A 24,839-nucleotide genomic window follows, 5' to 3' on the forward strand; every position below is an offset into this window, starting at 1 on the left:
ATTACTGAACCTCCAGCAAAGAGTTTCTTTCTTCATTTGCAATATAAGAAGAAAATAGAACTGAAGAAATGTCATTTACGCAATTAGCTAAATACTTTGGCCTGGCCAACTTCAATGCAGAGATTTCACCGTCTCCATAAGATACAGCAATACAATCAACACAATTTTCTCTAGAAGACTCAACGTCGCTATAGGAATCTCCAATATATACACAATCAAAAGGGCTAATATTATATTTACTAATCATTAAAGAAATCATTTCTTTCTTGCTCATATAAACTTTCGATTCAGAATACAAAGAATCTGGAGAAATCCAACTGTCGAATAGCTCAATCCATTTTTTTATATTCAAAATCTTTTCCAATGCATCCAATGGCTTATTCGTAACTATTGCATTTATTACTCCGCATTTTTTAAGTTTCAAAATAAGCCGAGCAATGCCCGCATACATGTGCGTACTATGAAAATTATTTAAATTCCTATAATGATTACTAATATCTGAATCGAATTTTTTATAAAATTCAAATCCAGGATATGGGATGAGGCACTTAAATATTTCTAATGTTGACTTACTCAAATTAGAACTATTAGATATAAATCCTTCAGGAAGCTTAGACCCACAAGCACATGCGGCATAGTTTATGGAACGCCACACGTCTTCGCTTGTACTGGCTATGGTTCCATCAAAATCCCAAAGGATTAATTTATACCTCACCCCAAGCCCTTTCTTTATAGATTGTTAATAATGAACAATATTTATAAATAGCGTTTCTTAATACTGTTTCTAAAACTAAATTAGTTATAACTTTCAAGAGTCTTGTAAAGCATATCTACAAATCCAGGGAAATCTAGCTCAAGAGCTGCTTCTGCGTTAGGTTCCTTACCTCTTGGCTCCATAGTTGGAGTACGCTCTAAATCAACAGCTGGATTTTCGCCACGTAGATGTCTGTAATCACATACAGTCATTCCTCTTGTTAGCTTTCCATCAAGCTCAACGTCAATATGCATTGGCACAGCCTTAATAAGTTCAGGGAAAGCAACCCATGTTACAGCACAAGCATCATGCATTGTTGCGCCTGTTAGATTTGTTTCTTCAGCACATGTTCCTATAAAGAATTCAGTTAAATCAGCAGCTAACATTGCTGCTTTTGTTCCAATTTGCCTAAATTTAGCAACATGCTCTGCTTTAAGATCGCATTGACGAGTTAAATTAATTCCAGTCATTTTTACATGAATTCCAGAATTAAACACTCTAGATGCTGCTTCTGGATCAACAAAAATATTGAATTCTGCCGATGGAGTCCAATTTCCAAAAGTAACAGACCCACCCATGATGCATATTTCTTTGACTCTATCAACAATTCTAGGTTCTCTATTTATTGCAGATGCTATGTTTGTTAACGGACCTGTAGCTATAAGAGTTACATCATCTGTGCTCATAACTGTATCAACAATAAAATCTACAGCATGCTTATTCTGTGGCTTATGAACAGGATCTGGAAGAACTGGACCATCTAGACCAGTAACACCGTGGAATTGAGGCGCAGTAACAAGAGGCGCAACCATAGGACAGCTATGCCCAGGGTAAACACCAATATTATCTGCCTCGCCTAAAACTTCAAGAATTTTAATTGCATTAGTCGTAACATTTTCTAATGGGCTATTGCCGCCAATTGTTGTAATCCCTAGAACATTAAGATGCTTAACCGCAATCATTATTCCAAATGCATCATCATGACCTGGATCACAATCCAAAATTACTTTCTTTTTATTACTCATTATTAATGACTTCCTTATCATATTGTTTGGTAACTTATTATTTATTGCATTATTTATTAATCAATAACCTCAATTGTTATTTGAAAGTTTTTACATCATAATGCAACAAAAATTCATTAATTTGATTGATATTAGGAGAATTCCTAGCACCTTTATGCGCTACTGAATACGCAGCAACAGCATTCCCATACAGTAAGGATCGTTCAATATTAGAACAATCCAACATAGATTTTATGTAACCAGCGTTATAAATATCGCCAGCACCTATAGTATCTACAACATCAACATTGAACGGTGGAGCAGATATAACGCTACTATTCTTAAATCCTATAGAGCCGTTTGCACCATCTCTTGCAACAACTGTACGTCCGTTAACAGATAAATCTTTTGCATTATTTTCCCATGTATCATCTCCTAAATAAGAAAACTCGTCTGGACCAGAACCTAATAAATGAGTTACATATGGCATTATTCCCATCAAAGCATCATAAAAATCAGGATTTAATACGCCATTATCAACTCGTAAATTCAAATCGAATGAAGTAGGAATTCCGAGATTATAAGCCTCTCTAAATATGCGCGTAATGGAATCTCTTGCAGAAGTGTTATACACAAGGCACATACCAGAAGAATGAATCCAATCAGAGTTTCTAACAGCATTCATAATGCGATCATCAAGATCTAGCACCTTAAAGGATTGGCTCTCCCTTGGCCAACCCCACAAATACCTTTCACCAAACTCATCTACAAACGCAAACACTCCAACGGTATTTAACTCAGCATGCGTGCGCAAATAGGTTGTGTCAACGCCTTCCTTAGCAAAATCATCTAAAACAAAACGACCATATTGGTCATTCCCTATAGAACCAACAAAAAATGTATTAACTGCTAATCTAGAAAGCGCAACAGCAGTATTTGCAGAAGTACCTCCACCTTGAATAGATACATCAGGATACTTAACAATAGTTCTTTGCTCATTCAAAAATCGCGGATAAGGAACTATAATATCTACATTTGCATCGCCAACAACAATAACATTATGCATTTAACGCCGCCTTAATAAAAGCTTCCACTTTTACAGGATCCTTACATCTCAACGTATTTGCACGCTCATCTTTGTAATTTGTAAGACTAAATGAGTCAACACCATATGGGCTAGTATCATGAATCGCATCAGCAACATTAGAAGCATCAAGGCCTCCAGCAATAATGCATTTAACAGATGTAGAGTCAATAATCTCCTTATCAATAGACCTATCGTGCTCAATTCCAGTTGCGCCTATGTCGTTAGCATCTGGCGATTTTGTGTCTATTAAAAAGAAGTCGGAAACTTTTTCATAATCTTTAACATATTGGAGAACTTTTTGCTCTTCTAAAGGAACGCCTTTAAGAACAGGTATAGCTTGCATAATAAGAAGCTCAGGAAACCTACTTTTTAACTCACCAACTTGTTCAGGAGTTATACCTTCTATGTTTCCAGATAAATGCAAAACATCTGGCATTGCTAAATTTAAGTCTTCACTAATTTCGTCTATATTCTCCGAACACGTTAAGCCAATTCTTACGGCACCTGGTTGTACTCCATTAAAAATCTCTTTTGCTTGCGAGCAAGACAACTGACCTGGAGTATGTTGAATATGCCCATAGCTTACGCCAATATGCTTAGCGCCAAGACTTACAACCATACGCGCATCTTCCACAGTCCTAATTCCATAAATTTGTACAATAACGTCAGCCATATTATTCACCTTTCACTGTTAAACAATTCAACAAACGCTGGCACAGTAAATGGAGTGCCATTCATACCAACTTTTTGCGCAACTCTTGTAATCGGTGGAGGAGTTACAAAAGATAATCGCAAGATATCCGTTTGAGAAAACACCTTCTCTGCTGGCCCATCTAACAAAACTCTTCCAGACTGCATAACAATTATTCGACTAAAATTCTCCGTAACAAACTTCATGTCATGCGATATTGTTATGCACAATTTTCCTTGAGATTGCAGCGTTTTTATAATCTTCTTAAGACGTAGATTTCCTAAAACATCTTGACCACATGTAGGCTCATCAAAAATAATGACTTTTGGATCCATCATAAGTACTGCACCAATAGTGCAGAATTTTTTCTCTGTTAAAGATAGGTCAAAAGGATGAATATCTAACTTATTGTTAAGACCAACAAGATTTGAAACTAATTCCATGCGTTCTTCGATTAATTTTGAATCCATTTTTATTTGTTCTGGACCAAACGAAAATTCTTTACGAACACTCTCTAAAAACAGCTGGTCATCTGGATTTTGGAATACATACCCAACTTCGCAAGCCCATTCAGAGGTATCTTTAGCATCAACATTTATCCCATCAATTAAGACTTTGCCCGAAGTTGCTTTAAGAATACCGTTAAAATGCTTAACAAGCGTTGTTTTACCAGCGCCATTTTGACCAATTATTGCAACAGGCTCATTGCTACTAATGCTAAAAGAAACACCATCAAGCGCTTTGTGCCCCGATTTATATTCGTGCACAAGATTGATAACATCTAACTTCATGAGTTAACCTCACTTTTATTAGAACGTATCCTACTTTTAACAAGATCAACTGCCTGATTCTCGGTGATAGGAATTTTAGTCACATTTACTCCGCAATTAGCAATAGCAAAACCGAGTTTTACGTAATCTGGAGGTTCAATTCCGTGATTAGTAATATCTGGATTTGTAAATACTTCATAAGGCGATCCACTTGTAAAAACTTCGCCATTATCCAGCACCATAACAGTATCAGCGCACCTTGCAACGCGCTCCATATCGTGATCAACCATAATCACAGTTACGCCACTATTATTGAGACGTTTTACAATGTCAAAAATCTCCTCGCTGCCAAGTGGATCAAGTTGTGTTGTACACTCATCTAAAACCAAAATCTTAGGTTCCATAATAAAAGTTGACCCAAATGCAACTCTTTGAATCTGTCCACCCGAAAGCTCAAGAGGATTTCGGTCTAAAATATCACTTATACGCATTAATTCTGCAACTTGAATAACTTTTTCAGTCATCTCCTTACGAGCAACACCTTGATTACATAATCCATATGCAAGCTCTTCTGCAACAGTGCCCGAAGTGTAGCTAAGTTGATTAAACGGATTTTGAAATACTAGACCGATTGTTTTAGAAAGTTTAGCTACATTAGAAGAAGAAACATCATTGCCGTCAACAACCACTTTCCCACGCGATTTGCCAACAAAATAATGCGGTATTAAACCAACTAATGCATTACATAATGTTGATTTACCAGATCCGTTAGCGCCTATGATACATAAAAAGCTTCCCTCTTTAACATCAAAGCTTATATGTTTTAATGCACTTTTCTTACTACCGCTGTATCTATATGAAAAATCTTTTACGGAGAGAATATTATTCATTTTAGACCCCCATAATAAGGAATAATTCCAACATAGAAACAGGTAGACAAGACTAAGGAGATAGCAAGAATTAGTAATAACATGTAAGTCAAAACTGAGTCATAAACTCTCCATTGGACTTCTACTATGCTTGTTCTTTTTACTCCATTTATACCAAAGCCACGCGTTTCTAATGTCATTCCTCGCTCTTGAGCATCAGTCAAAGAGCTTAAAACAACAGGCCCAAGTAAAGGTATTAGAGCACGCAATCTGCCAATCGCACTTCCAGACATTTTTAACCCTCTAGCGCTTTGAGCCTGGCTAATAACAGACATTCGTCTTTGCATTTGCGGAACAACATTTAAGCTTGCTAAAACTAAGTAACCTATTTTTGCAGGAAGACCTATGCCAGTTAAAGCAGCGACCATACTGCCTATATAAGTAGTTTTATTCATAATGTAAAAACTGCCCAAAAATACTAGAACAGTAACTACTACTCTTCCCGCATAAATCATTCCTTCAAGGCCAAGTTTTGCAAATCCAAAATCCGCTATAAAGGTTTTATTACTAGGGCTATATAGCCCTTGTATAAACATAAGCATTAATGTCATTGGTATTCCAAAGCCAAACATAAGTTTTACATATGGAACAACAATCCTTGCAATAATTGCTACAACAAAAAGAACTACAATAAATGCAATTCCTAGACAAGGATCTGGCCATACCATAGATGAGATTCCTAAAGTAAAAATAGTAATTATTTTTGTTATAGGATTCAGCATAGAAACAGGATTATTATCGCAACGCTGCCATGTTAAACATCTTTTATTATCACTCATTGCAACATAACTCCCTCGTTAAACTTATGAAACCATAAAACCATGAAGCTGATTCAAGATTGTTAAATCAGCTTCTTCGCCAAAAAACTAATTAATCAACAGAATCTTCATCATATTCATCTGATTCATCAGAATTATCCGAATCATCTGAATTGCCTGCAGCATATTGACTTAAGAACCTCTTAGGCACCTTTTTAACAATAAAGTAGGCAACAGCAACAGCAATTCCCTTATCTAATAGGTTCTCAATAATTGATGATGAAAATACAGAAGCAAAAATATTTTTCATTGCTACAACAAGCGTTGCAGTAAGCACCGAGGTTCCATTAATGCCAGTTGCTCCACTAAAAACAAATACTGTTATAAGTGATGCAGAAACGGCGTTTACTAAGGTTACAACAACCCAAACAATTAGAACACCCCACCACTTTTTGAATAAACCTGCCTTAACCATATAACCAACAACAAGACCACATAAAACGCTAACTACCGCATAAGGTAAATTAACTGGATTTGCCACCAATGCTAAAAATACATTTGTTAAGAACCCAGTTAAGGCAGCAACCCACGGTCCCGATAAGCAGGCAACTACCATAGTTCCAATCATATCTAGAAACAGAGGGAGCTTTAGCGTTGAGCACAGAGTGCCGCCAATAAGATTTATACCTACTGCAATAGGAATCAAAACTAACGATTTAGTTGAGAATTGATTCTTAATATTCTCAATAAATAATAGCTTCTTTGCCATCATGCACCACCCTTCAACAAAATGTTGATAAGTCTTGCAAAGTTGTTAATTCTTTCAAAATTTCAACAAAACAACACTGTATGAAAATTGTTTCCTAAACAGTTTTCATAATTCATCTTAGAATAATAAATACTTATTGTCAATAATGCACAGTTATGAATAAACTATATCTTTGAAGACAAAAAAGAAGGAATCAAATGAACATTAAAGACATAGCTCGATTATCCAAAGTTTCAGCATCAACTGTGTCAAAAATTGTTAACAGTAAAGATGATTCAATCAGTTCTGAAACTCGCGAGCGCGTCTTATCTGTAATACGACAATATCACTACACTCCATATGCAAAAATATCGTCGCAATCAAAAACTTGGCATATTGCAGTAATTCTTAGATCTTCAATATCTTTTGACACAACTTTAGACGGAATAATACAAACAGCACAACAATCAGGCTATGGAACAGTAGTTTTCAATAGCTATTCAAACATAGAACAAGAAAGTAAAAATATAAGCGCACTTAGCAAGCACAAAATCGACGGCGTTATATGGGAGCCAGTAAGCAAAGAAAGCTTTAATAAATTAAAAGGAATTGAACACGAGATACCATGGCTAACTATTGGATCAATAGGAGGCGACGAATCACTATTATTGCCCTATTCAGATGCGGCATATAAACTGACGGAACAACTAATATCGCATGGCCACACATCAATAGGATGCTTAATGACAGATGGAAGAAGAACAAAAGATTTTCTTAACGGATTCAAATCATGCTTATTTGACCATCACCTCGATTTTGACGAAAGCAGAATATTTTTTGACCTCAACGACAAATTAGTAGAAAAAATAAGCGATCACTCTATTACTGCGCTCGTGTCTTCTCATTATAGAAAAGCTTTAGAATTTCAACAGTTAATGACTTCTCTAAATAGAAGCATTCCCGAGGACGTTTCACTCGTATCCATAAAAAACGACACAAACGAACAGCCTATACTGGCAAAAAACTCTGAAATATCTACATATACAATCCGCAACGCTGATTTTGGGTCATACTTGTGCAGCAAGCTTATAAACGAAATAGAAAAAAGACATGAATCAAAGACTTCTTTCGTTCAAGAATTCCATCTGGACAATACAAGAACTATAGGATCACCGTCTCAGCTAAGAAAACAAAAGATAACAATTATAGGATCTATTAACCTAGACACATTCCTATCTGTGCAAAATTTGCCAAGTAAAAATGAAAGCATTAATGTTCAAACTTCTAAAACTTATCCAAACGGTAGCGCAATAAACCAAGCTATAGCAGTATCTAACCTTGGCCAACGTGTAACCCTAATAGGAAATGTTGGATACGACTTGGATGCAGACAAAATATATAAAACACTTTCACAATGGGCAATAGATTCATCTGGCGTAATACGCAAACATGAATCTCACACTGGAAAAGCGTACACATTAGTAGACGCTTGCGGAGATTCAATAACATCTGTAATATCTGGCGCAAATAGCACATTAAATCAATCAAACATACAAGATAGAGCTAATTTGTTTGAAAACACAGCATATTGCATAATTCAATCAGATATACCTGTCGATGCAATAATATCTGCGTGCAAAATCGCTAAAAAAGCTGGTGCAAAAATCATATTCAATCATGTTTCATCCGAAAACATACCGAAAGAAATAATAGATAAAATAGATATTTTATTTACGAATATAGATAGTAAAAGCACTGATCGAATTGAGGAAATAGCAAAAGAAAAATCCTCATCTTTTATAAATAAAGGCGTAAAAACAGTAATTATAAATATGCTGCATAAAGGATACTTACTATCTGATTACAAAGAAGAAAAAATAGTAAAAAGCAACGAACCCAACATAGAGAAGTATAGCAACTGCAGTGATGCTTTTGTATCAGCACTAGCAGCATATATGCTATATGGTTACACTACAAACCAAGCAGCAGAAATTGCGGCCTACGCTGCAAATTATTCGAATTCTAGAGAAGAGATAACACCATCTTTTATAGACAAATATACTTTAGAAACAAGTATAACTATGCCTAAAAGCAGTTTGATAAACCAGTAGACGCTTTCTGTTGTTATAATCAGCGCATTGAGCAACAAAACACTGAAAAGAAAAAGGCTTGTTAGAAACCTAACAAGCCTTTAAAACTAAAGAACAGAATCCCGTCCCTAGCGGAAAACCATCTCTAGCAACAAGCATTAAGCACCCGCACGCAGAATAAAGAACCTACACGGTAAGAAAAGGAAATTTCGGCAAACCAAGCAAACTCTAAACCCCACATGCAAGCTGCAGCGCAAAACACGCGCCGCCGCCTAACGCAAGCCAATTTTTTGCACGCGCACCAGCGAACACCAGTGCGCGCGAACAGTGCTTAGTGACGAGCCTTGCGAACAGCAGCACCCATGCCAGCAAGCATAGTGGCAGCCAAAGCAGTCAAAGTTACGCCAACACCAGTACCAGGCAAATGCTTCTTGGCATCCTTCTTGTTCTCAACCTCAGTCTTACCCTGCTTGCCCTGCTGCTGGTCTTGCTTACCCTGCTGACCCTGCTTGGTAGCGCCAGTATTACCCTGCTGAATCGTTGCAGATGGAACAATATTCAAAGCATTCTTAACAGCCTCATCATCAGCCAAAGCTTCCTCAACTCCAGCCACAGTATCAGCAGTATTAACAGCTGTCTCATCCAATGCAGTTAAAGCGTTAACAGCCTTAGCATAATCACCAGCCAACAACTCCATAAAGTTTTTGTAAGCATCCTTGAAAGCAGCACTCTTCTTCTCCTGCACCTTCTCAGCCTTCTTCAAATCAGCATCAGCTTTATTTAGGGCATCCTTCAAAGAGTTTACATTCTTCTTATCTTTATTCTGAGCCAAATCACGCTTCGCATCATCAACTCTATTCTTCGCAGACTGAACAGCCTGAGCAGCATTATTAAGATCAGTAGCAGCAGTAGTAAGAGCAGTCTTCTTCTTACCCAACTCAGCCTTCTGCTTATCAAACTCAGCCTTAGCATCCGCTAACTTAAGAGCATGAATCTTATCCTCTGTAGACTCAGAATCCTTCTTCTTAGGAGCCGCAGGATTCTGATCATTCTTAGGAGCCGCAGGATTCTGATCATTCTTAGGAGCCGCAGGATTCTGATCATTCTTAGGAGCCGCAGGATTCTGATCATTCTTAGGAGCCTGAGCATCAGCAGCGAACACTGGGGTTGCCATTGCAAAGCCGGCAAGCAAAGTTGCGCCAGCAGCGAAAGCGGCGATAGCCTTCTTATTCATCATTTTAATTTCCTTTCTTCTTCTCCTATGCGTTAGGGGCGCATAGAAAAATTGCTCCACAATCCAAAACGGATTGCGGCACACAGCCAAACTAGGTGCGGCCATGTTTGCTATTAACATACCCCCCCCCGTTTGAAAAAGTCAAGCCCCAGCCACACATGCTAAACCGAAAAAAATGATGTTATACACAAACTAATCCACAATAAAGGCCACATTGCCGTAAAATTTGTGGATAAACAACGCTTAAACCGTAAAAATACGCATTTCAAGGTTTTTGAAGAATTTTCCCAGGTTTTTTTAAGGAAAGGCTTTTCGCGCGTGTCGCGAAACAAATAATGGGAAAAGAATCAGGAATATCGTGAGCGCGGTCTAAGCGCGCTATTCCTCGCGGCTATTAGTAGCCGCTCGGCTGATTTGGCATGTAAAGTCCACTGGACTTTACATTTGAGCCAAATCACGCTTTGAAGGAGCTTGAAATGCATTATGCAATTTCAATCTCAGTCAAAGCGCCCATGCAAGTCGATTCGCGACACGCTTTAAGCTCGAAGGCAGGTCGTCGCGCAAGCTATTCACCAGTAACTGTTGGCGCAAGAACCAAATTCTTAACAAGCTCGCGAGTGCGAAGCTGCGAATCCGCATCTAAGCAATCGTCTGTAATAACCGTGTCAACTTGATCAAATCGCGCAAAAAGCGAAAGTGACGTGCAAGTCCACTTTGTGTGATCCGTTAATATAATCGTGCGATCCGCAATATCCATCAAAGCCATATCCGTAGCGGCTTCCAGCGAATTTGGCATAAGGAACCCGCGAGGCAAACTAACGGAATGCGTGCCCAAAAATACTGTGTTTACTCGCAAAGACGAAACAACTTTATCTGCAATAGGCCCAACCAACGAGTTGGAACGCGTAATAACACCACCTGTAACAATAACCTCAATGTCTTTGGATTCAAGCGCTTGAACAAGCTCCGCAACTGGAATCGAATTTGTTAGAATCGTGATTCCAGACGCCCTGCGCGACTCAAGAAGATGTTGCGCAAACACGTATGCGGTTGTGCCACCACCGATTGCAATCACATCTCCTGGCTGAACATAATCCACCGCCTTAGCGGCGATTGCATCCTTAAGCCCCATATCCATCTGCGACTTTACGGAAAACAGCGGCTCTGAAAGAAGCGTGTTAGTTGTAACAGCACCACCATGCACGCGCTTTAGAAGACCACGATCCGAAAGCTCCGCAATATCCCTGCGAATTGTCATTGCAGAAACGGCGAGTTCCTTAGAAAGAGCGGTAATACGCACGGCCCCCCTGGTGCGAAGGCGGCTCAAAATCAATTGTTGACGCTGTGAAGAAATCATGTGAACATTATCGCACAAGTAAACGCAAAAAACAAACGCAAATGAGCGTTTCTAGGCTCAAAACGTTAGGTATTTAACAAAAAACGTATAAAATCTGGCAAAACGAACAAATGCTTACGCAAAATGCGCTCCGAGTTGCCTTTTCGCGCTACGCTTTAAGCGCTCAGGCAGGTTGGCGCGCAAGTAAGGTAGAGATTCGAGATTTTTCGCAGCTATCGAGGCGAGGCGTATCGCTCGCACGTTACAGCGCGCTCACGTCTTCGCTTGCGTTGAAAGCACACTGTGCTTTCAACTTTGAGCAAGCTCAGCGAATCGAAGTGCATTCGCGCGCTACGCTTTAAGCGCTCATGCAAGTCGATTCGCAGCGCCGAAGGTGGTGACTCGCCGAGAGAGCAAGAAAAATCGAGAATCTCAGGCGATTAGACTATACGCAATTGTTCAGACTCGTAAGAGGGCTGGGTGATTCTTGGTCGAACAGTATAAGAGCGGCAGCCGATGCCAAATAATCCAATGATACACGCCTACAAACAAACTTCAACCAAAAAAACAAATCAAAGCCAAATCGGAACAACCGCAACAGCAGACAACACGTAAGAGGCGAAGCGTTGTGCGAATCGACGACTTCGAGCTGCATAATGCGCGAGAAGTCACCTCGATTCGCTGAGCCGCTTAAAGCAGAAGCACTGCTTCTGCACGGCGAAGGCGCGAGCGCGCTGTAACGCGCGAACGTAGAAACACCCAGCCCTCAGCAACGCTAAATAGGAATCGCACAACAGTAAGGTTGACAAAGATTCATGCGAGCTATCAGTATTGATGATGCGTATGATCGTGCATAACATCTTTATGCTCCGATGCGTGCGGAATGTGCAAAACGCGCATACGGTCAATCGCCCTGCGCGCAAGCTGATGCGCCGAACCCGCGCCTTCTCCCTTAACTCCAAAAATAACAATCAACGCCATAATAGCCGTAATAATCGCGCTAATTCTCAAAGTCCATTGCACGCCAAAAATACTAGCTGCAACGTTATCCGCACTTCCGACTCCCGTAAGAACGTGATGCCATTGCGTAAAAGTAGCCATTGTTACAACAAGCACAGGCGCGCCAATCGCACCCCAAAGCTGGCGCATTGTATTAGTCACAGCCGATCCATCGCCAAGCTCGCTTTGTTGCAAACAGTTTAATGACCAAGTTGTAACAGGCATAAGCAAGAAACCCATGCCGATTTGACGCGTAAATTGCCAAATAGAAATCCACCAAATCCACGTGTGCATGTCTATAAGACTCATCATGACTGTGCCAAAAAGCAAAATCAACGAGCCAGCCATTGCCACTGGCCGCACACCAAAACGATCCAGCATACGCCCACCAAAGTATTGCGAAATGGCCATTCCAAACGCGCCTGGCAAAAGCACAAGTCCGCTCATAGTGGCGGAAAAACCGCGATCAGACTGAATATAAAGCGGAATAACAACCATAATCGAGCTAAACGCAAAGAACGTTAAGCATGCACAAGCCGTTCCAACTGTAAAATAGCGATTCTTCAAAACGTTAATGCCAAGCAGCGGTTGCTTACCACTCGCGTGCGCGCGCAATTGTCTAGCAACAAACCACGCCACTCCGCACGCACCAACAAGCATAGGCGCCCAAGAAAACGCGCTAGCAATTCCGTACGCTTCAATATTTGTAAAGCCAAACATAACGCCGCCGAAGCCAATAATCGAAAGTCCAACGGAGAAAAAGTCGGCTTTGGCGCTGCGATCTTGCTCACCAAAATTGTGCAAGAAGAATGCAGAAAGAACAATAGAAATTACGCCAATAATACTAAGCGACAAGAAAATTGAACGCCACCCGTTAAAATCAGTTTGTATTCCTCCAACAGTTGGGCCGATTGCAGGCGCAATGCTCATAGCCATACCAACGCTGCCCATTGCCATTCCTCGCCGTGTTACTGGGTACACGGAAAACACGGTGATTTGCAACACTGGCCACATAACGCCCGTGCCAATCGCCTCTAAAGTTCGACCAGCAAGCGCCATAATAAAGTCATTGCTAAGCCATGCCATAATTGAGCCGAGCGTAAAAAGAATCATAGACGATATAACGATTTGACGAGTGGAAAATCGCCTAGTTAAAAACGCAGTAAGCGGCACCATAATGGCCATAATCAGCTGAAAAATAGATGTAAGCCACTGACCTGTAGTAACACTAATGTTAAATTCGCGCACAATAGTTGGCAGCGCGGCCGTAAGTTGCAATTGCGCAAAATTACCAATAAACGTTATAAAGGTTAGAATTGCCAAAGAAACCAAGGCTGCTCGAGTAAGACGATTGTTCTTATACGCCTGCTCACCAACAAGAGCATGGCTAAGTTCACGCAAATTCCCAAAAGGCTTGCATTTATAAGACTTGCTAACAGAGTCACTACTCTTATTAAACCATGATTTTCTAGGCAATATTGTCACTTAAACTTCCTTCCATATTTGCAAAACACGCATAAAATAATCAGCGATTATTGCAAAATCAAGAAATATACTCGACTCTACAATAATCGCCTTAAAACAAGCTATAAGACTACTCCGTGAGTTTGTTGTTTTACAAAGCTACAAACTACAAACTACAAACACACGATTCTCAAAAACCAACGATTCTCAAAAAATTCATTACGCGCCAAATCAGTAGCTACACGCCAAATCAGTAGCTTCTGTGCGATAGCCAATGCCTATACGCGCCTTGAATAGAGCCATAACGACCATTGCAATAATTCCAGAACCAACGAAGCTGAGTTTGATAATTAGTTGCCCAATCGGCTCCCATAGAAGACATCTTTCTTCCAGGCAAAGCTTGAGGCAAGCCATACGCGCCAGAAGGATTCATAGCGTTTACGCGCCAACCCGATTCATGCGAGATAATAAACACAGTAGCAGTAAAATCAGCCTCGCTGTATCCATTCGAAAGCAGCCACGAATGCGCCCACTCTTGCATCTCGCCAGCTGGAACTGTGGTTCCAATAGACTCAGCAGAAGCAGAATCTACACTAGCGCCGCCAGTTCCAACAAGAACAACCCTATCTTTTGGAGCTTGCTTAACAAAAGACACAAAAACGTTGGAAGACACAATCTTCTTACCTGCACGCGTAACGATTTTGCTCGTTTCCATAACGCCAGGCGCACCTTGATCTTTAACCTTTTCTGTACCTTTTGGAAGAGCCGATGTCTCTTTTTTAACCGTATTAAAAGCAATAGGCTCGTCGGAAGTTTCAAGCTTTGCACCAGCGCGCTTAATAGTTATAACTGTAGATTCGCTAACCTTTGAATCAAGAGACGGCGTAACAACGTCGTGCGAATCCAAAGTTATGTCTCCCGCTTCTAAAACGGACTTAACGTTTGTAAAATCTGTTCCAAAAACCGCGCGATGATGGCCATTTATATTTACAGTAATATAAGAAGTTGCGCCTTTTTTAGATGGGTTGAGCGAGTTTCTGTATGCTCCACGAGAAACCTGATTTTCGCTATCTGTAGCCGAATAGGCAGTTACATAAGACTTTGCGGAATTTGATTTGGAACCAGAATAAAAGTTTCGAGAAACAACTCCAAGAACTACAACAGCCACAATACTAACGAAAATCACTGCAACTCTTGCCCATTGACGCATGCTCAATGAAGTAAGCGTAACAGTTTTCTTTCTGTGACTTGTCATAACTCTCCTTGATAGAAGTTAGTGCAAAGTGTAAATCTAAAACGTTATACGACTTTTCGTTATATAACTTTTAATCATACGACTTTTTGCACAAAGTATATATAATTGTAGTCTTACGTAAAGAGAAGCGCTAAAAATCAAGGTTTTTGAGATTATTTCATACACTTATTAAATTCGCTTTACTCGTTTACAGAATCACCTTCATTATCTTTACTAGGATCATAAGCCTTAGCTTGATTAACTAAATCTTCTAAATCTGCTGGAAGCAAAGCGCCAGCTTGACGATAAATAACATCTCCGCGCTTAATAACCATAACTGTTGGAACCGCTTTAATCGCAGCTGCACTCGCCAAATCTGGAGACTGATCAATATCTACCTTAACAAATGGAATATCTTCAAACTTTGCGCTTACTTGCTCAAAAATCGGCCCAAAAGCGCGGCAAGGACCGCACCAAGTGGCCCAAAAATCAACAACAACTACCTCGTTGGTGCTTGCAATCTTCTCAAAATCTTCTTGAGTAGCGTGAATAAGTGCCATTTTTACTCCTTAAAACAAGATTTAATAAATTTTACACGAACACGTACTCATTTGCACTATAGTTATTAGCATCATCTGTCGCCTTGCGGCACTAGGCTAGAAAACATGCTTGATATCCAATTTATTCGTGAACATGCCGACGTAGTTAAGGAGTCGCAACGCAAGCGTGGCGAGTCCGTAGAACTTGTCGATGAAGTGCTTCGCGCAGATGATTTGCGCCGCACAAGCTTAAAGGCATTTGAGGCAGCTAGAGCCGATCAAAAAGCAATCGGCAAAAAGGTAGCAGCCGCAAGTGCAGATCAAAAAGCCGAACTTATTGCACAAACAAAAGAGTTAGCGCAAAAAGTTGCACAGTTTAAGGCTCAATCCGAGCAAGCTACTGCAGACTACACAACAGCAATGTGGAAGCTTTCTAACATTGTAGAAGACGAAGCTCCAGAAGGCGGAGAAGACGACTACGTTGTAGTTAAGAAGGTTGGCACACCTCGCGACTTTGCAGCAGAAGGCTTTGAGCCAAAAGACCACTTAACTCTTGGAACTGGCGTTGCTGGAATCGATATGCGCAGAGGCGTTAAGGTTGCAGGCTCTCGCTTCTACTTCTTGCGCGGAGCTGTAGCTCGCTTGCAAATCGCAATGCTTACAATGGCTGTAGACCAAGCAGAAGAGCATGGTTTTACGCTTGCGATTACGCCAACGCTTGTGCGTCCAGAAGTTATGCGCGGAACTGGCTTCTTGAATTCTCACGCAGACGAGATTTATCGCCTTCGCGAACCAGATGACCAATACTTAGTTGGCACATCCGAGGTTGCTCTTGCTGGCATGCATGAGGATGAGATCCTTGACTTAAGCAATGGCGCTTTGCGCTACTGCGGTTGGTCGAGCTGCTACCGCCGAGAAGCTGGTGCTGCTGGAAAAGATACTTCCGGCATTATTCGCGTGCATCAATTCGATAAAGTAGAGATGTTCGTTTATTGCAAGCAAGAAGATTCTCGCGCAGAACATCAAAAGTTACTCGGCATGGAGCAAGAGATGCTTGCTAAGGTGGAAGTGCCTTACCGCATTATCGATACCGCTGCTGGCGACCTTGGCTCTTCTGCTGCTCGCAAGTTTGACTGCGAAGCTTGGGTTCCAACGCAAGGCCGTTACCGCGAGCTTACTTCTACTTCTAATTGCACGGAGTATCAGGCTCGTCGCTTGAATGTTCGCGAGCGCATGGAAGATGGCGGAACTCGCCCAGTTAGCACGCTTAATGGCACTTTGGCTACTACTCGCTGGCTTGTTGCTATTTTGGAAAATCATCAGCATGAAGATGGTTCGATTGATATTCCAAAGGCTATGCAAGCATACATGGGTGGCAAAGAGGTTATTGAGCCTACTAAGTGGGAAGCCTAAAAGCCTAAGCCTAAGCCTAAGCCTAACGTGGCTTTAAGCCTTTAATATTAACGTTGACTAATAAGTGTGCAAATCAGTTTTGGTTTGCACACTTTTGTTTTTGTTTTTGATTTTGATTTGCGACTTGTAATTTGTTACTTGCGACTTGCAAATATTCGACTTGCGATTTGCCACTTACGACTTTTATTGCGCTACCCTACTTTGTAGGCAGCTCTTGCGCAGAACACCCGTGCAAAGTCGAAGCCATACTCTGCTTTTCGGCGCTTGTAACACTAAGATCGTACTTATATTTAACAGCAATCTGCCTAGCTACATAATCGCATCTAAAAGACTTATTAGATGGAAGCCAATAGGCCGCAGAAGCAGAGCCTTTTTCTTGATTTGCTGCTCCTTGCACAGCAAGAAGGTTAAGCATATCGTTACCAAACTTAAGTCGCTTAGCGCGATTCCACTTCCAAGCACCTGATTGCCAAGCGTTTTCTAAAGCCACAACGTGGTCAATTTGAACAAGCGCGCTAGTTTTTCTGCCTCGTACAAAGTTAATATCTAATCCTGTATATGGGTCGTGTAAAAGCCCAGACGCTACTTTGCAAGATCCCGCGTACTTAAAGCGAACATGCGTTAAATCGCGCGCAAGAACGTCTTCTCGAACGTCGCAACCGTTTTTATTATCGTCTGTAGTTCTATACCCAAAGACGCTTCTGTTATATCCAGAAGTATGCGACTTATCTACTTTTAGCTTGCTAAGCTTTTCTGCAGCCTCTCCACTGGCAACGTATTCTCCAGTGATATTTCCAACGTCATGGTTGATTTTAGGCAAAACTAGGCCAATAACAATGCCTGCAAGAATCGCGAGCGCAATAAGCCATATAAAAGACGTTACGCTCCTAGAGATTGGAGCGTTGCTATAGCGCGCATCACCTACTCTACGATTGCTACGACCGCCACGACCGCTACTATTACTACGATTGCGCAGCATGATTAATATCTACAACCCAAGGAATACGACGTATAACAATGTTGAGCACTTGCTGAATAAGGCTAATAAGAATAATGATTGCCATAACTGCGTACACAACGTTCCATTGCGGATTCTTAGTTACAAGTGGGTGGATTGTACTAGAAACAAGCATTATTGCATTTGCAATTCCAATAAGAGAAACCGACATAAGAATCGCTTGCATTCTGCCGACTTTGCGCGATAATCTTACGCGTTGCTGAGCCAATTTTCGCATTGAGTCAACAACTCGCTTAACGCAATAATCTCCTTGACGGAAGGCCAATACTTCTTGCAAACCAAGCTCTACATCGTCTACTTCTAGTTCAACCATTTTTTGATCTAAATGAACTTTATTAATAAAGCTTTTAAGGCTCAAACTAAACAATCCTGGGATTACAAACACGATTAGCAAACAAATCACAGATGCAAAAATCGCGATTTGAACACTAAAGTAGCTTAGCAAAACGATTGCTGGAATAATCGAAAGGATCATTCCAACGCTCATACTAAGACCTGCCTTGTGTAAGTGCGCGTGATGAAGGTCTAGTCCTGCAAAAGACGCAACAAGCGTTAAGCATCTTAAGCATGCGCAAACAACTACAACAAGAACATAGTCTTTAACACCTAAGCCAAAAAGCGGCCTGCTTGCTATAGCAAACATTGCTGCGATTGCACAAACAGGAATCAGCAAAGCGCAAACAATATTTATTACAGTCGAGAAGGCACTGAGAATGGCAAATAATGCTTTCTTTAAGTAAGACACTTTTGATTTTTTGCCACTATTATGCGCAATATTTTCATGCTCATTTTCATACTCATCGCTACTTGCATCGCCACTTAAATCGCCACTTTGCGCGCGTAAATCTCCGTTTGAATCATCACTTAGTGCGCCTACAGATGCAGCTCGCGCACGCGAATCACTAAACACACTAACTTTAACTAAATTGTCTGCACTAGTGGCGTAGCTATCGCTTGGAAGAAACACAAGAATAGTTGCTTTTTTGGCAATTTTGCGCAAAATATCGCATAAGTTTTTAGCTTCTTTAGCGCTAATATCTTTGGAAGAATAGTCAAAAATGTATACAGGAGTGCGTCGAATCAACGCACGAGCCATAACAAGTCGCCTAAGAATGTCTTGCTTATTTTCGGCATGAATATTTTCTACGCGCAAGTCTAAACCGTTGTAATCTGCGTAAACAACACCATCCGCACGAGCGGCTCCAAGCGCCTGCCACATAGACGTAGTAGTAGCGTTTTTAGACGCCATCAATAAGTTTTCTCGCAAAGTGGCAGAAAACAGGTGACTATTCTTGCGAACAATCGTTACAAGATCTGCCAACGCACCAGGATCTACATTATTTAGAGTTATATAAGAAGGATTTCCAGCAATATCGCCAAAATCAGATGCCACAAATGGCGAATCCACACCTAAATCAGGCAAAGCATAACTATCACTGTAAGATAGCGCAACGTTTGATTTAGAGCTAAAAGTAACGCCATTAATAACGTTATGCGCAACCAGATTGTAATACTCGCTTGGCATTACATTCAGTTTTCCACTAGAAACATTAAAGGATGCTCGCAAAGGACGATTATTCTTAACAAAATTACAACGAACATGAAGAGAAACGTTGCTAGCGCCATCTGGAATACTCAAAGACGACTTATTGTCTATTTTTTCTAGCACGGATTGTGAATATTCGGAATCCAAATCGGAATCCAAAGTAGATGAATTATTGGAAGAACCACCATTAGCAGCAACACTTTTGAACAAATCGCCAATATTATTTAGCCCCAAAACAGCACGATTTTTAATATGCATGCAATTAGCAACTCGGCGAATTGGATCCACGCTTAACATAAGAAGCGGCAAAGTTAGCATTGCTGCAGGAAGACCAACAGACCTAACCGAAAGAAGCCAAACCGTGCAAACAACAGCAACAGCAACCATAAAATACGTCAAAAAAGCACACAAACAACGCAACGAAACACGAACGTTATAAAGCGCAGTACAAAGAGCTAAAGCAGAAAAAACGGCCGCAACAAGGCAAATACTCGCTAAATAAGTGTTGATTGAGAACAACGCAATGCTAACAGCAAAAGGCATAGGAAAAGCTGCAAAAATTTGCGGCAAAAGCAAACCAGCCCAACGCTGAACCCAAGCAATATCTTCATTTACGCAAATCGAAGAATACTCAACAGAATCAGTGCGATTAACCGAACTGAGCGAAATCATAGATTGCAACATCTTCGGTCGAAGATTCATAGCTACGCGAGTGCCAATCTCGGTAGAAAAAATACAAGATTGATGGAAAGCAACGTATTTTATAATCAAAATACCAACAAGCGAAATCAAATAAGACGTTAACTCAACGGAGCTAAGCAAAGATTTACCAGTGTATTTTGCTGGAATCAAAATAGGCGAAAGAATACCAACACAAACATACACAAAACCGATGTTTGCAAGAGAAGATATAGCAAGACACGCCGCTCTTAAGGCAACCAGATGTTTAACACCTGGAACAAAAGCAAAGAAACGACTAATCATTTAACTATCCTTTTCTTGTTCATAAAACCTACAAAATCAACGTAGTTATATTATGCATAAGAGCGAACACATTTAACACAGTGCAAACAAACACAAAAACAGCCAAACATCTAAACATCAAACAAATCTAATACTCACAGCACATCTAACATCTAAACTCTTAAAACACTATAAGTCACTTTTCAAACCCGTAAAATGCACTTTTACAAGCACTCTCTAACACACAGATTCGCTACTTTTTACAACACATAAGATTACGCTAAACGCCAGGCATCAACACGCCGAATTGTAGATTGCAATCTACCCCAAATGCCAACTCAAACGGTGCAAATCGCTAGCGCCATGCTCCAAAATCGCATCCCTATGCGCTTTAGAACCATAGCCCTTGTTATGCGCCCAATCGTAAACAGCATATTTTGGATTTTGTGCTAAATCAATCATCAACGAATCTCGAGTCACCTTTGCAATAACAGAAGCCGCCGAAACACTAGCACACTTTTGATCTGCCTTAACTAAAGTGTGAACTTTTACAGAAAATTGCATACTAGGCGCATCAAAAGTACCTAAAGCTTTGCCAACGTAATTGAACGGACCGTCCAAAATCGCAGCAATCCGCGCATCTTTAAGGCTAGAGCGCATGCGATTTTGAACATCGTTAATCGCATTAATCGCAGCAACACCAAGAGCGTAGCTAATACCCCACTCGTCAATTTGACGATTTGTACAAGAGCCAACAGCAAAAGCATTGCACCAATTTTCAATCGGATCCAGCAAACCCTCCCGCTTATGTGCATTAAGAAGCTTAGAATCCGCTAGACCTTGCGGAAAACTACCCGATTTAATCTTTTGCGCACTAAAAAGCGCTGCACCAACCATAACAGGACCAGCAAGACTACCGCGGCCAACTTCGTCTAAGCCAATAACCCAGTCAAATCCGCTGCTTATAAGGTTTTGTTCAAAGTCAAAAGATGGAATAATTGCCAAATTTGCCTACTCTTAACTACTTATTTGCACTACTTATTTGCGATATCTACTTACGTTTACTTATGCTTAATTACGTCTACTTACGCCTTACTTATTTGCAGATTTAGCTTTTACATCGTCAAAAGCATCGCTGTGATTTTCAAAAATGCCCATACGATTAAGTGGCCAAAAACGCATAAACGCAACGCCTTCAATTTTAGAAATTGGCACTAAACCATCGTCCCCATCGTTCTTATGATACCTAGAATCCGCTGAATTAGCGCGATTATCTCCAAGAACAAAAACATGGCCTGGCTTAACTTTTACCTTAAAAGCAAATGCGCTCGGACTTACACCTGGCCTAATGTAAGCAGATTCAAGAACTGGAACTCCATTAACCAAAATCGGGTCGCCATCCCCTTTGCACTCAACTGTATCTCCAGGAAGACCAATAAGGCGCTTAATTAAATCTTTGCCTGAAAGAATGCCGCCACTGCTGCTTTCTCCGCTTAGCCAATTAGCGGGATCTTCGAAAACAACAATATCACCACGATTTAGCGGAAAAACCCTAGGAGTTAGTTTAGACGTAACAACGTAATCGCCTATATGAATTGTGTCTAGCATAGATCCCGACGGTATAAAATACACGCCAAGAATAAAAATACGCAAAAAAATTACAACGATAATAGGCACAAGATACCAAGCAATAAGCTCTTTCCAAGAAGTTTTGAAAAGCTTTACTGTTCTTGCTTTAGAGCCATTTTGCGTTTGCGAATTTTGGTAATCGCTTTGCTCCGAATTATTACCACGCAAAGCATAATTCGCATAATCGCTATGATTCACGTAATTACCAGAAACGTGATTTCCCCTTATTTTGCAATGTTTAGAGTGCATACCCCTCCTAGCACTCTTAGAGCCAAAATTAAAAACGCTCATAACACCAAAGCCAGAAGCAAGATTACGCTTGACTTCTGGCTCGGGTGGAACAGGAGAAGGATTCAAGCCGTGACCTGCTACATTAACAATATGATTATCGCTATTTTGCAAGTCTTCGGAATGCATATTAATCCTTATGTAAATCCTTAACCTAAATAAATTTACTTAGCAGCGCTGTTGTCACGACGCTCGGCAATACGAGCAGCCTTGCCACGCAAAGCGCGCAAGTAGTAAAGCTTAGCGCGACGAACGCGACCACTACGAACCAGCTTAATCGAATCGATAGCTGGAGAATGAAGTGGGAAGCGACGCTCAACACCAGTACCAAAGCTAACCTTACGAACAACAAAAGTCTCGCGAACGCCAGCACCCTTACGAGCAATAACTACGCCAGTAAAAGTCTGGATACGAGTGTTGTTGCCTTCCTGAATCTTAACGTTAACGTCAACAGTATCTCCAGGACGGAAAGCTGGGATTTCTTCGGCAGCCTTAAGATGCTTAGCATCAAATGCTTCTACAGCATTCACCATAATAATTCCTCCATCGCCGCCGCATATCAGCGCAAGTTATATCAAAGTAAATTGTCTAATTTTAATTTTGACTTTTAAACTTTACTTTGAATAATCTTTCCCAAAAAGTTTGCTTTTTGGGGCTTCCATCCGCCAATCTTCAAAAGCTGGCTAGACTACTAATAAACAGACTATGCGGCATCCGCTTATTGAAAGCATACGAACATAAATTTATGCTCAATAATGGACATTATTGAGCACTATTTCGCACTATTTTAGCGTGCAACGCCATTAAGCGGCGCCGTCTCAACAGTACGCGTTAGCTCGTCGTCGTCGGCATCGTAGTCAAAAAGCTCACCATAACGACCCCAGCTAATCGCAATATCAAATTGCTGACGAGCCAAAGCGTCCGTATGCTTACTGCGAAGCAAATCCAAAATCAACTCACCGCGAAGCTTGCCGTTTCGGTTTCTGCTCAAAGCCTGATCAATCGCGTGAACAAGAGGCGCATGCTCAATCGCAAGTCGCGCAAACACCTGCTTGCTGTGCAAAATGTCGGCATTATGCCACTCTTGACCAGCTTGCGTAATCGTAATATGGCCATTTTCTGCTGTGAGCAAATCAAGCATTGTTCCAGCATCCACAAGCGGGAACAAGTCATCGATTTCAAACGACAAATCCGCGGCCAAATCAGCCAAATCAATGCCATCTGGCTCTTCCGATATAACGTCTAGCAAACCAGCCATACCTCCTGGCGTTGCGTTCGGCAGCAAGTGCACAGCAACAGGCTCTGGCTTAGGCTCGCCAGATTCCGCTTGCTCTTCGTTTTGCTTAGCTTCCACCTCTGCATCGTGATGCTTTTGAATAAGCATGTCGGCGATTGCAGCAGCCTCAGTTTCTTCCGCATCCACTTGTTCCGCAGGCAAAGAGTCGGCAACCGCACTAGGCGAATCGGAAGCTTCCGCCGAATCCGTATTTTGCGATTCAAGATCGCTTTCTGGGTTAGAGCCAGTCAAAATCGCATAAAGATTATCTACCATCGCCTCAAATTCGGCACTATGCTTGTCTCTTGGTCGAGGCAAATCAACTTTCACGTCTGCAATCAAATGACCTGGATGAGATCCCAAAACCACCACGCGATCTGCCATTTGCACAGCTTCTTCAATATTGTGCGTAACGATTAGCACGGACTTAATATCGCGCTCTTCGCTAGACCAAAGCTTAAGAACTTCTTGGCGAAGATTTTCTGCAGTAAGAACGTCAAGAGCAGAGAAAGGCTCATCCATAAACAGTGCGTCTGGGCGCAAAACCAGTGCGCGAGCAATGCCTACGCGCTGACGCATACCGCCAGAAAGCTCCTTTGGATACGCTGTTTCGAAGCCGTCCAAGCCGATTGCGTCGATTGCAGCAAGCGCAAGCTCCGTACGCTTCTCTTTGCTAACTCCTCTAGCGCGCAAACCAAGCTCCACATTGTCTTGAACAGTAAGCCACGGCATAAGTGCGAATGTTTGGAAAACAATTGCAACACCTGGGTTTGGCCCTGTAAGCTCGCGGCCGCGATACGTAACTGTTCCCTCTGTTGGCTGAATTAAGCCTGCCATTGTTCGCAAGAAGGTTGACTTTCCAGCGCCAGAACGCCCTAGAATTGCTACGATCTCTCCCTCGCGCAGCGTAAACGATATGTCGTGAAGCACGTGCTGAGTAGTGCCGCTATCGGACGTAAAGCTTTGACTTATGTGCTTTGCGTCAATAATGTCGCTTGTAATTGAAGACTGCGCAGCCTTTTGCGCGTTTTTGTTCAAAGTGTTCATAATTTTGCCAATCTGTTTTATA

The 24,839-nt window shown here is 41.2% G+C and carries 21 protein-coding genes; 2 read left to right on the top strand and 19 right to left on the bottom strand.

What is annotated here, in order from left to right:
- Nucleotide 1: 1 nt before the first annotated feature.
- The 8 genes from NYP67_RS05470 to NYP67_RS05505 form a co-directional block, all read right to left on the bottom strand.
- Entirely contained in the window at nucleotides 2–715 is a 714-nt protein-coding gene (locus tag NYP67_RS05470) for an HAD family hydrolase (RefSeq protein ID WP_346284303.1), read from the bottom strand.
- Nucleotides 716–795: 80 nt separating this feature from the next.
- Nucleotides 796–1,779 carry a nucleoside hydrolase gene (locus tag NYP67_RS05475; RefSeq protein WP_032813262.1) on the bottom strand — a complete coding sequence of 328 codons (984 nt, stop codon included), beginning with the start codon at nucleotides 1,777–1,779 and terminating at the stop codon, nucleotides 796–798.
- A 76-nt stretch (nucleotides 1,780–1,855) separates the two neighbouring features.
- A complete protein-coding gene (locus tag NYP67_RS05480) occupies nucleotides 1,856–2,824 on the bottom strand; it encodes a carbohydrate kinase family protein (protein ID WP_473410744.1) in 969 nt (322 codons plus the stop codon).
- Nucleotides 2,817–3,518: a phosphoribosylanthranilate isomerase gene (locus tag NYP67_RS05485; protein WP_116689386.1), complete on the bottom strand. Its 702-nt coding sequence runs from the start codon at nucleotides 3,516–3,518 to the stop codon at nucleotides 2,817–2,819. Before NYP67_RS05485 ends, NYP67_RS05480 begins: the two co-directional genes overlap by 8 nt.
- Before the next feature lie 5 nt (nucleotides 3,519–3,523).
- On the bottom strand, nucleotides 3,524–4,327 hold the full coding sequence (locus NYP67_RS05490) for an energy-coupling factor ABC transporter ATP-binding protein (RefSeq protein WP_415702818.1): 804 nt from the start codon (nucleotides 4,325–4,327) through the stop codon (nucleotides 3,524–3,526).
- Entirely contained in the window at nucleotides 4,324–5,196 is an 873-nt protein-coding gene (locus NYP67_RS05495; protein WP_346284301.1) for an energy-coupling factor ABC transporter ATP-binding protein, read from the bottom strand. The genes NYP67_RS05490 and NYP67_RS05495 overlap by 4 nt, the downstream gene beginning before the upstream one ends.
- Entirely contained in the window at nucleotides 5,193–6,014 is an 822-nt protein-coding gene (locus NYP67_RS05500; RefSeq protein ID WP_346284300.1) for an energy-coupling factor transporter transmembrane component T, read from the bottom strand. The genes NYP67_RS05495 and NYP67_RS05500 overlap by 4 nt, the downstream gene beginning before the upstream one ends.
- Before the next feature lie 91 nt (nucleotides 6,015–6,105).
- Complete coding sequence (locus NYP67_RS05505) at nucleotides 6,106–6,762, bottom strand: ECF transporter S component (protein ID WP_032813263.1); 657 nt, start codon at nucleotides 6,760–6,762, stop codon at nucleotides 6,106–6,108.
- A gap of 197 nt (nucleotides 6,763–6,959) precedes the next feature.
- Between NYP67_RS05505 and NYP67_RS05510 the strand changes: the two genes are divergently transcribed.
- Complete coding sequence (locus NYP67_RS05510) at nucleotides 6,960–8,852, top strand: PfkB family carbohydrate kinase (RefSeq protein WP_473411271.1); 1,893 nt, start codon at nucleotides 6,960–6,962, stop codon at nucleotides 8,850–8,852.
- Nucleotides 8,853–9,162: 310 nt separating this feature from the next.
- Here the strand turns inward: NYP67_RS05510 and NYP67_RS05515 are convergent, their stop codons facing one another.
- From NYP67_RS05515 to trxA, 5 genes are all read right to left on the bottom strand, one after another.
- Nucleotides 9,163–10,068, bottom strand: a complete 906-nt coding sequence (locus NYP67_RS05515; protein ID WP_473411272.1) for a hypothetical protein — start codon at nucleotides 10,066–10,068, stop codon at nucleotides 9,163–9,165.
- Between the two features lie 562 nt (nucleotides 10,069–10,630).
- Entirely contained in the window at nucleotides 10,631–11,422 is a 792-nt protein-coding gene (locus tag NYP67_RS05520; protein WP_116689381.1) for a DeoR/GlpR family DNA-binding transcription regulator, read from the bottom strand.
- A gap of 804 nt (nucleotides 11,423–12,226) precedes the next feature.
- The gene (locus NYP67_RS05525; RefSeq protein WP_116689378.1) at nucleotides 12,227–13,885 is read right to left on the bottom strand and encodes an MDR family MFS transporter; all 1,659 of its coding nucleotides are present in this window, start codon (nucleotides 13,883–13,885) and stop codon (nucleotides 12,227–12,229) included.
- Nucleotides 13,886–14,114: 229 nt separating this feature from the next.
- Nucleotides 14,115–15,119: an aggregation-promoting factor C-terminal-like domain-containing protein gene (locus NYP67_RS05530; RefSeq protein ID WP_004131757.1), complete on the bottom strand. Its 1,005-nt coding sequence runs from the start codon at nucleotides 15,117–15,119 to the stop codon at nucleotides 14,115–14,117.
- A 179-nt stretch (nucleotides 15,120–15,298) separates the two neighbouring features.
- Nucleotides 15,299–15,658 carry a thioredoxin gene (trxA, locus tag NYP67_RS05535; RefSeq protein WP_115761532.1) on the bottom strand — a complete coding sequence of 120 codons (360 nt, stop codon included), beginning with the start codon at nucleotides 15,656–15,658 and terminating at the stop codon, nucleotides 15,299–15,301.
- 105 nt (nucleotides 15,659–15,763) lie between these two features.
- Between trxA and serS the strand changes: the two genes are divergently transcribed.
- Nucleotides 15,764–17,050, top strand: coding sequence for a serine--tRNA ligase (gene serS / locus NYP67_RS05540; RefSeq protein ID WP_020759216.1), 1,287 nt, complete (start codon nucleotides 15,764–15,766; stop codon nucleotides 17,048–17,050).
- A gap of 196 nt (nucleotides 17,051–17,246) precedes the next feature.
- Here serS and NYP67_RS05545 read toward each other — a convergent pair whose 3' ends face one another.
- The 6 genes from NYP67_RS05545 to NYP67_RS05570 all read right to left on the bottom strand — a co-directional run bounded on the left by NYP67_RS05545 (nucleotide 17,247) and on the right by NYP67_RS05570 (nucleotide 24,817).
- Nucleotides 17,247–18,029: an HNH endonuclease family protein gene (locus NYP67_RS05545; RefSeq protein ID WP_004131750.1), complete on the bottom strand. Its 783-nt coding sequence runs from the start codon at nucleotides 18,027–18,029 to the stop codon at nucleotides 17,247–17,249.
- On the bottom strand, nucleotides 18,013–20,598 hold the full coding sequence (locus NYP67_RS05550) for a hypothetical protein (protein WP_020759214.1): 2,586 nt from the start codon (nucleotides 20,596–20,598) through the stop codon (nucleotides 18,013–18,015). The genes NYP67_RS05545 and NYP67_RS05550 overlap by 17 nt, the downstream gene beginning before the upstream one ends.
- Nucleotides 20,599–20,898: 300 nt before the next feature.
- Nucleotides 20,899–21,582 carry a ribonuclease HII gene (locus tag NYP67_RS05555; protein WP_016793383.1) on the bottom strand — a complete coding sequence of 228 codons (684 nt, stop codon included), beginning with the start codon at nucleotides 21,580–21,582 and terminating at the stop codon, nucleotides 20,899–20,901.
- Nucleotides 21,583–21,669: 87 nt separating this feature from the next.
- Nucleotides 21,670–22,623 (bottom strand): signal peptidase I, encoded by a 954-nt coding sequence (gene lepB, locus NYP67_RS05560; protein ID WP_020759212.1) that lies wholly within the window; start codon nucleotides 22,621–22,623, stop codon nucleotides 21,670–21,672.
- A 35-nt stretch (nucleotides 22,624–22,658) separates the two neighbouring features.
- Nucleotides 22,659–23,027, bottom strand: a complete 369-nt coding sequence (rplS, locus tag NYP67_RS05565) for a 50S ribosomal protein L19 (protein WP_004127473.1) — start codon at nucleotides 23,025–23,027, stop codon at nucleotides 22,659–22,661.
- 254 nt (nucleotides 23,028–23,281) lie between these two features.
- Nucleotides 23,282–24,817: an ABC transporter ATP-binding protein gene (locus NYP67_RS05570; RefSeq protein WP_060785876.1), complete on the bottom strand. Its 1,536-nt coding sequence runs from the start codon at nucleotides 24,815–24,817 to the stop codon at nucleotides 23,282–23,284.
- Between the last annotated feature and the right edge of the window lie 22 nt (nucleotides 24,818–24,839).

The sequence above is a fragment of the Gardnerella sp. c23Ub_4 genome, from assembly GCF_055804115.1.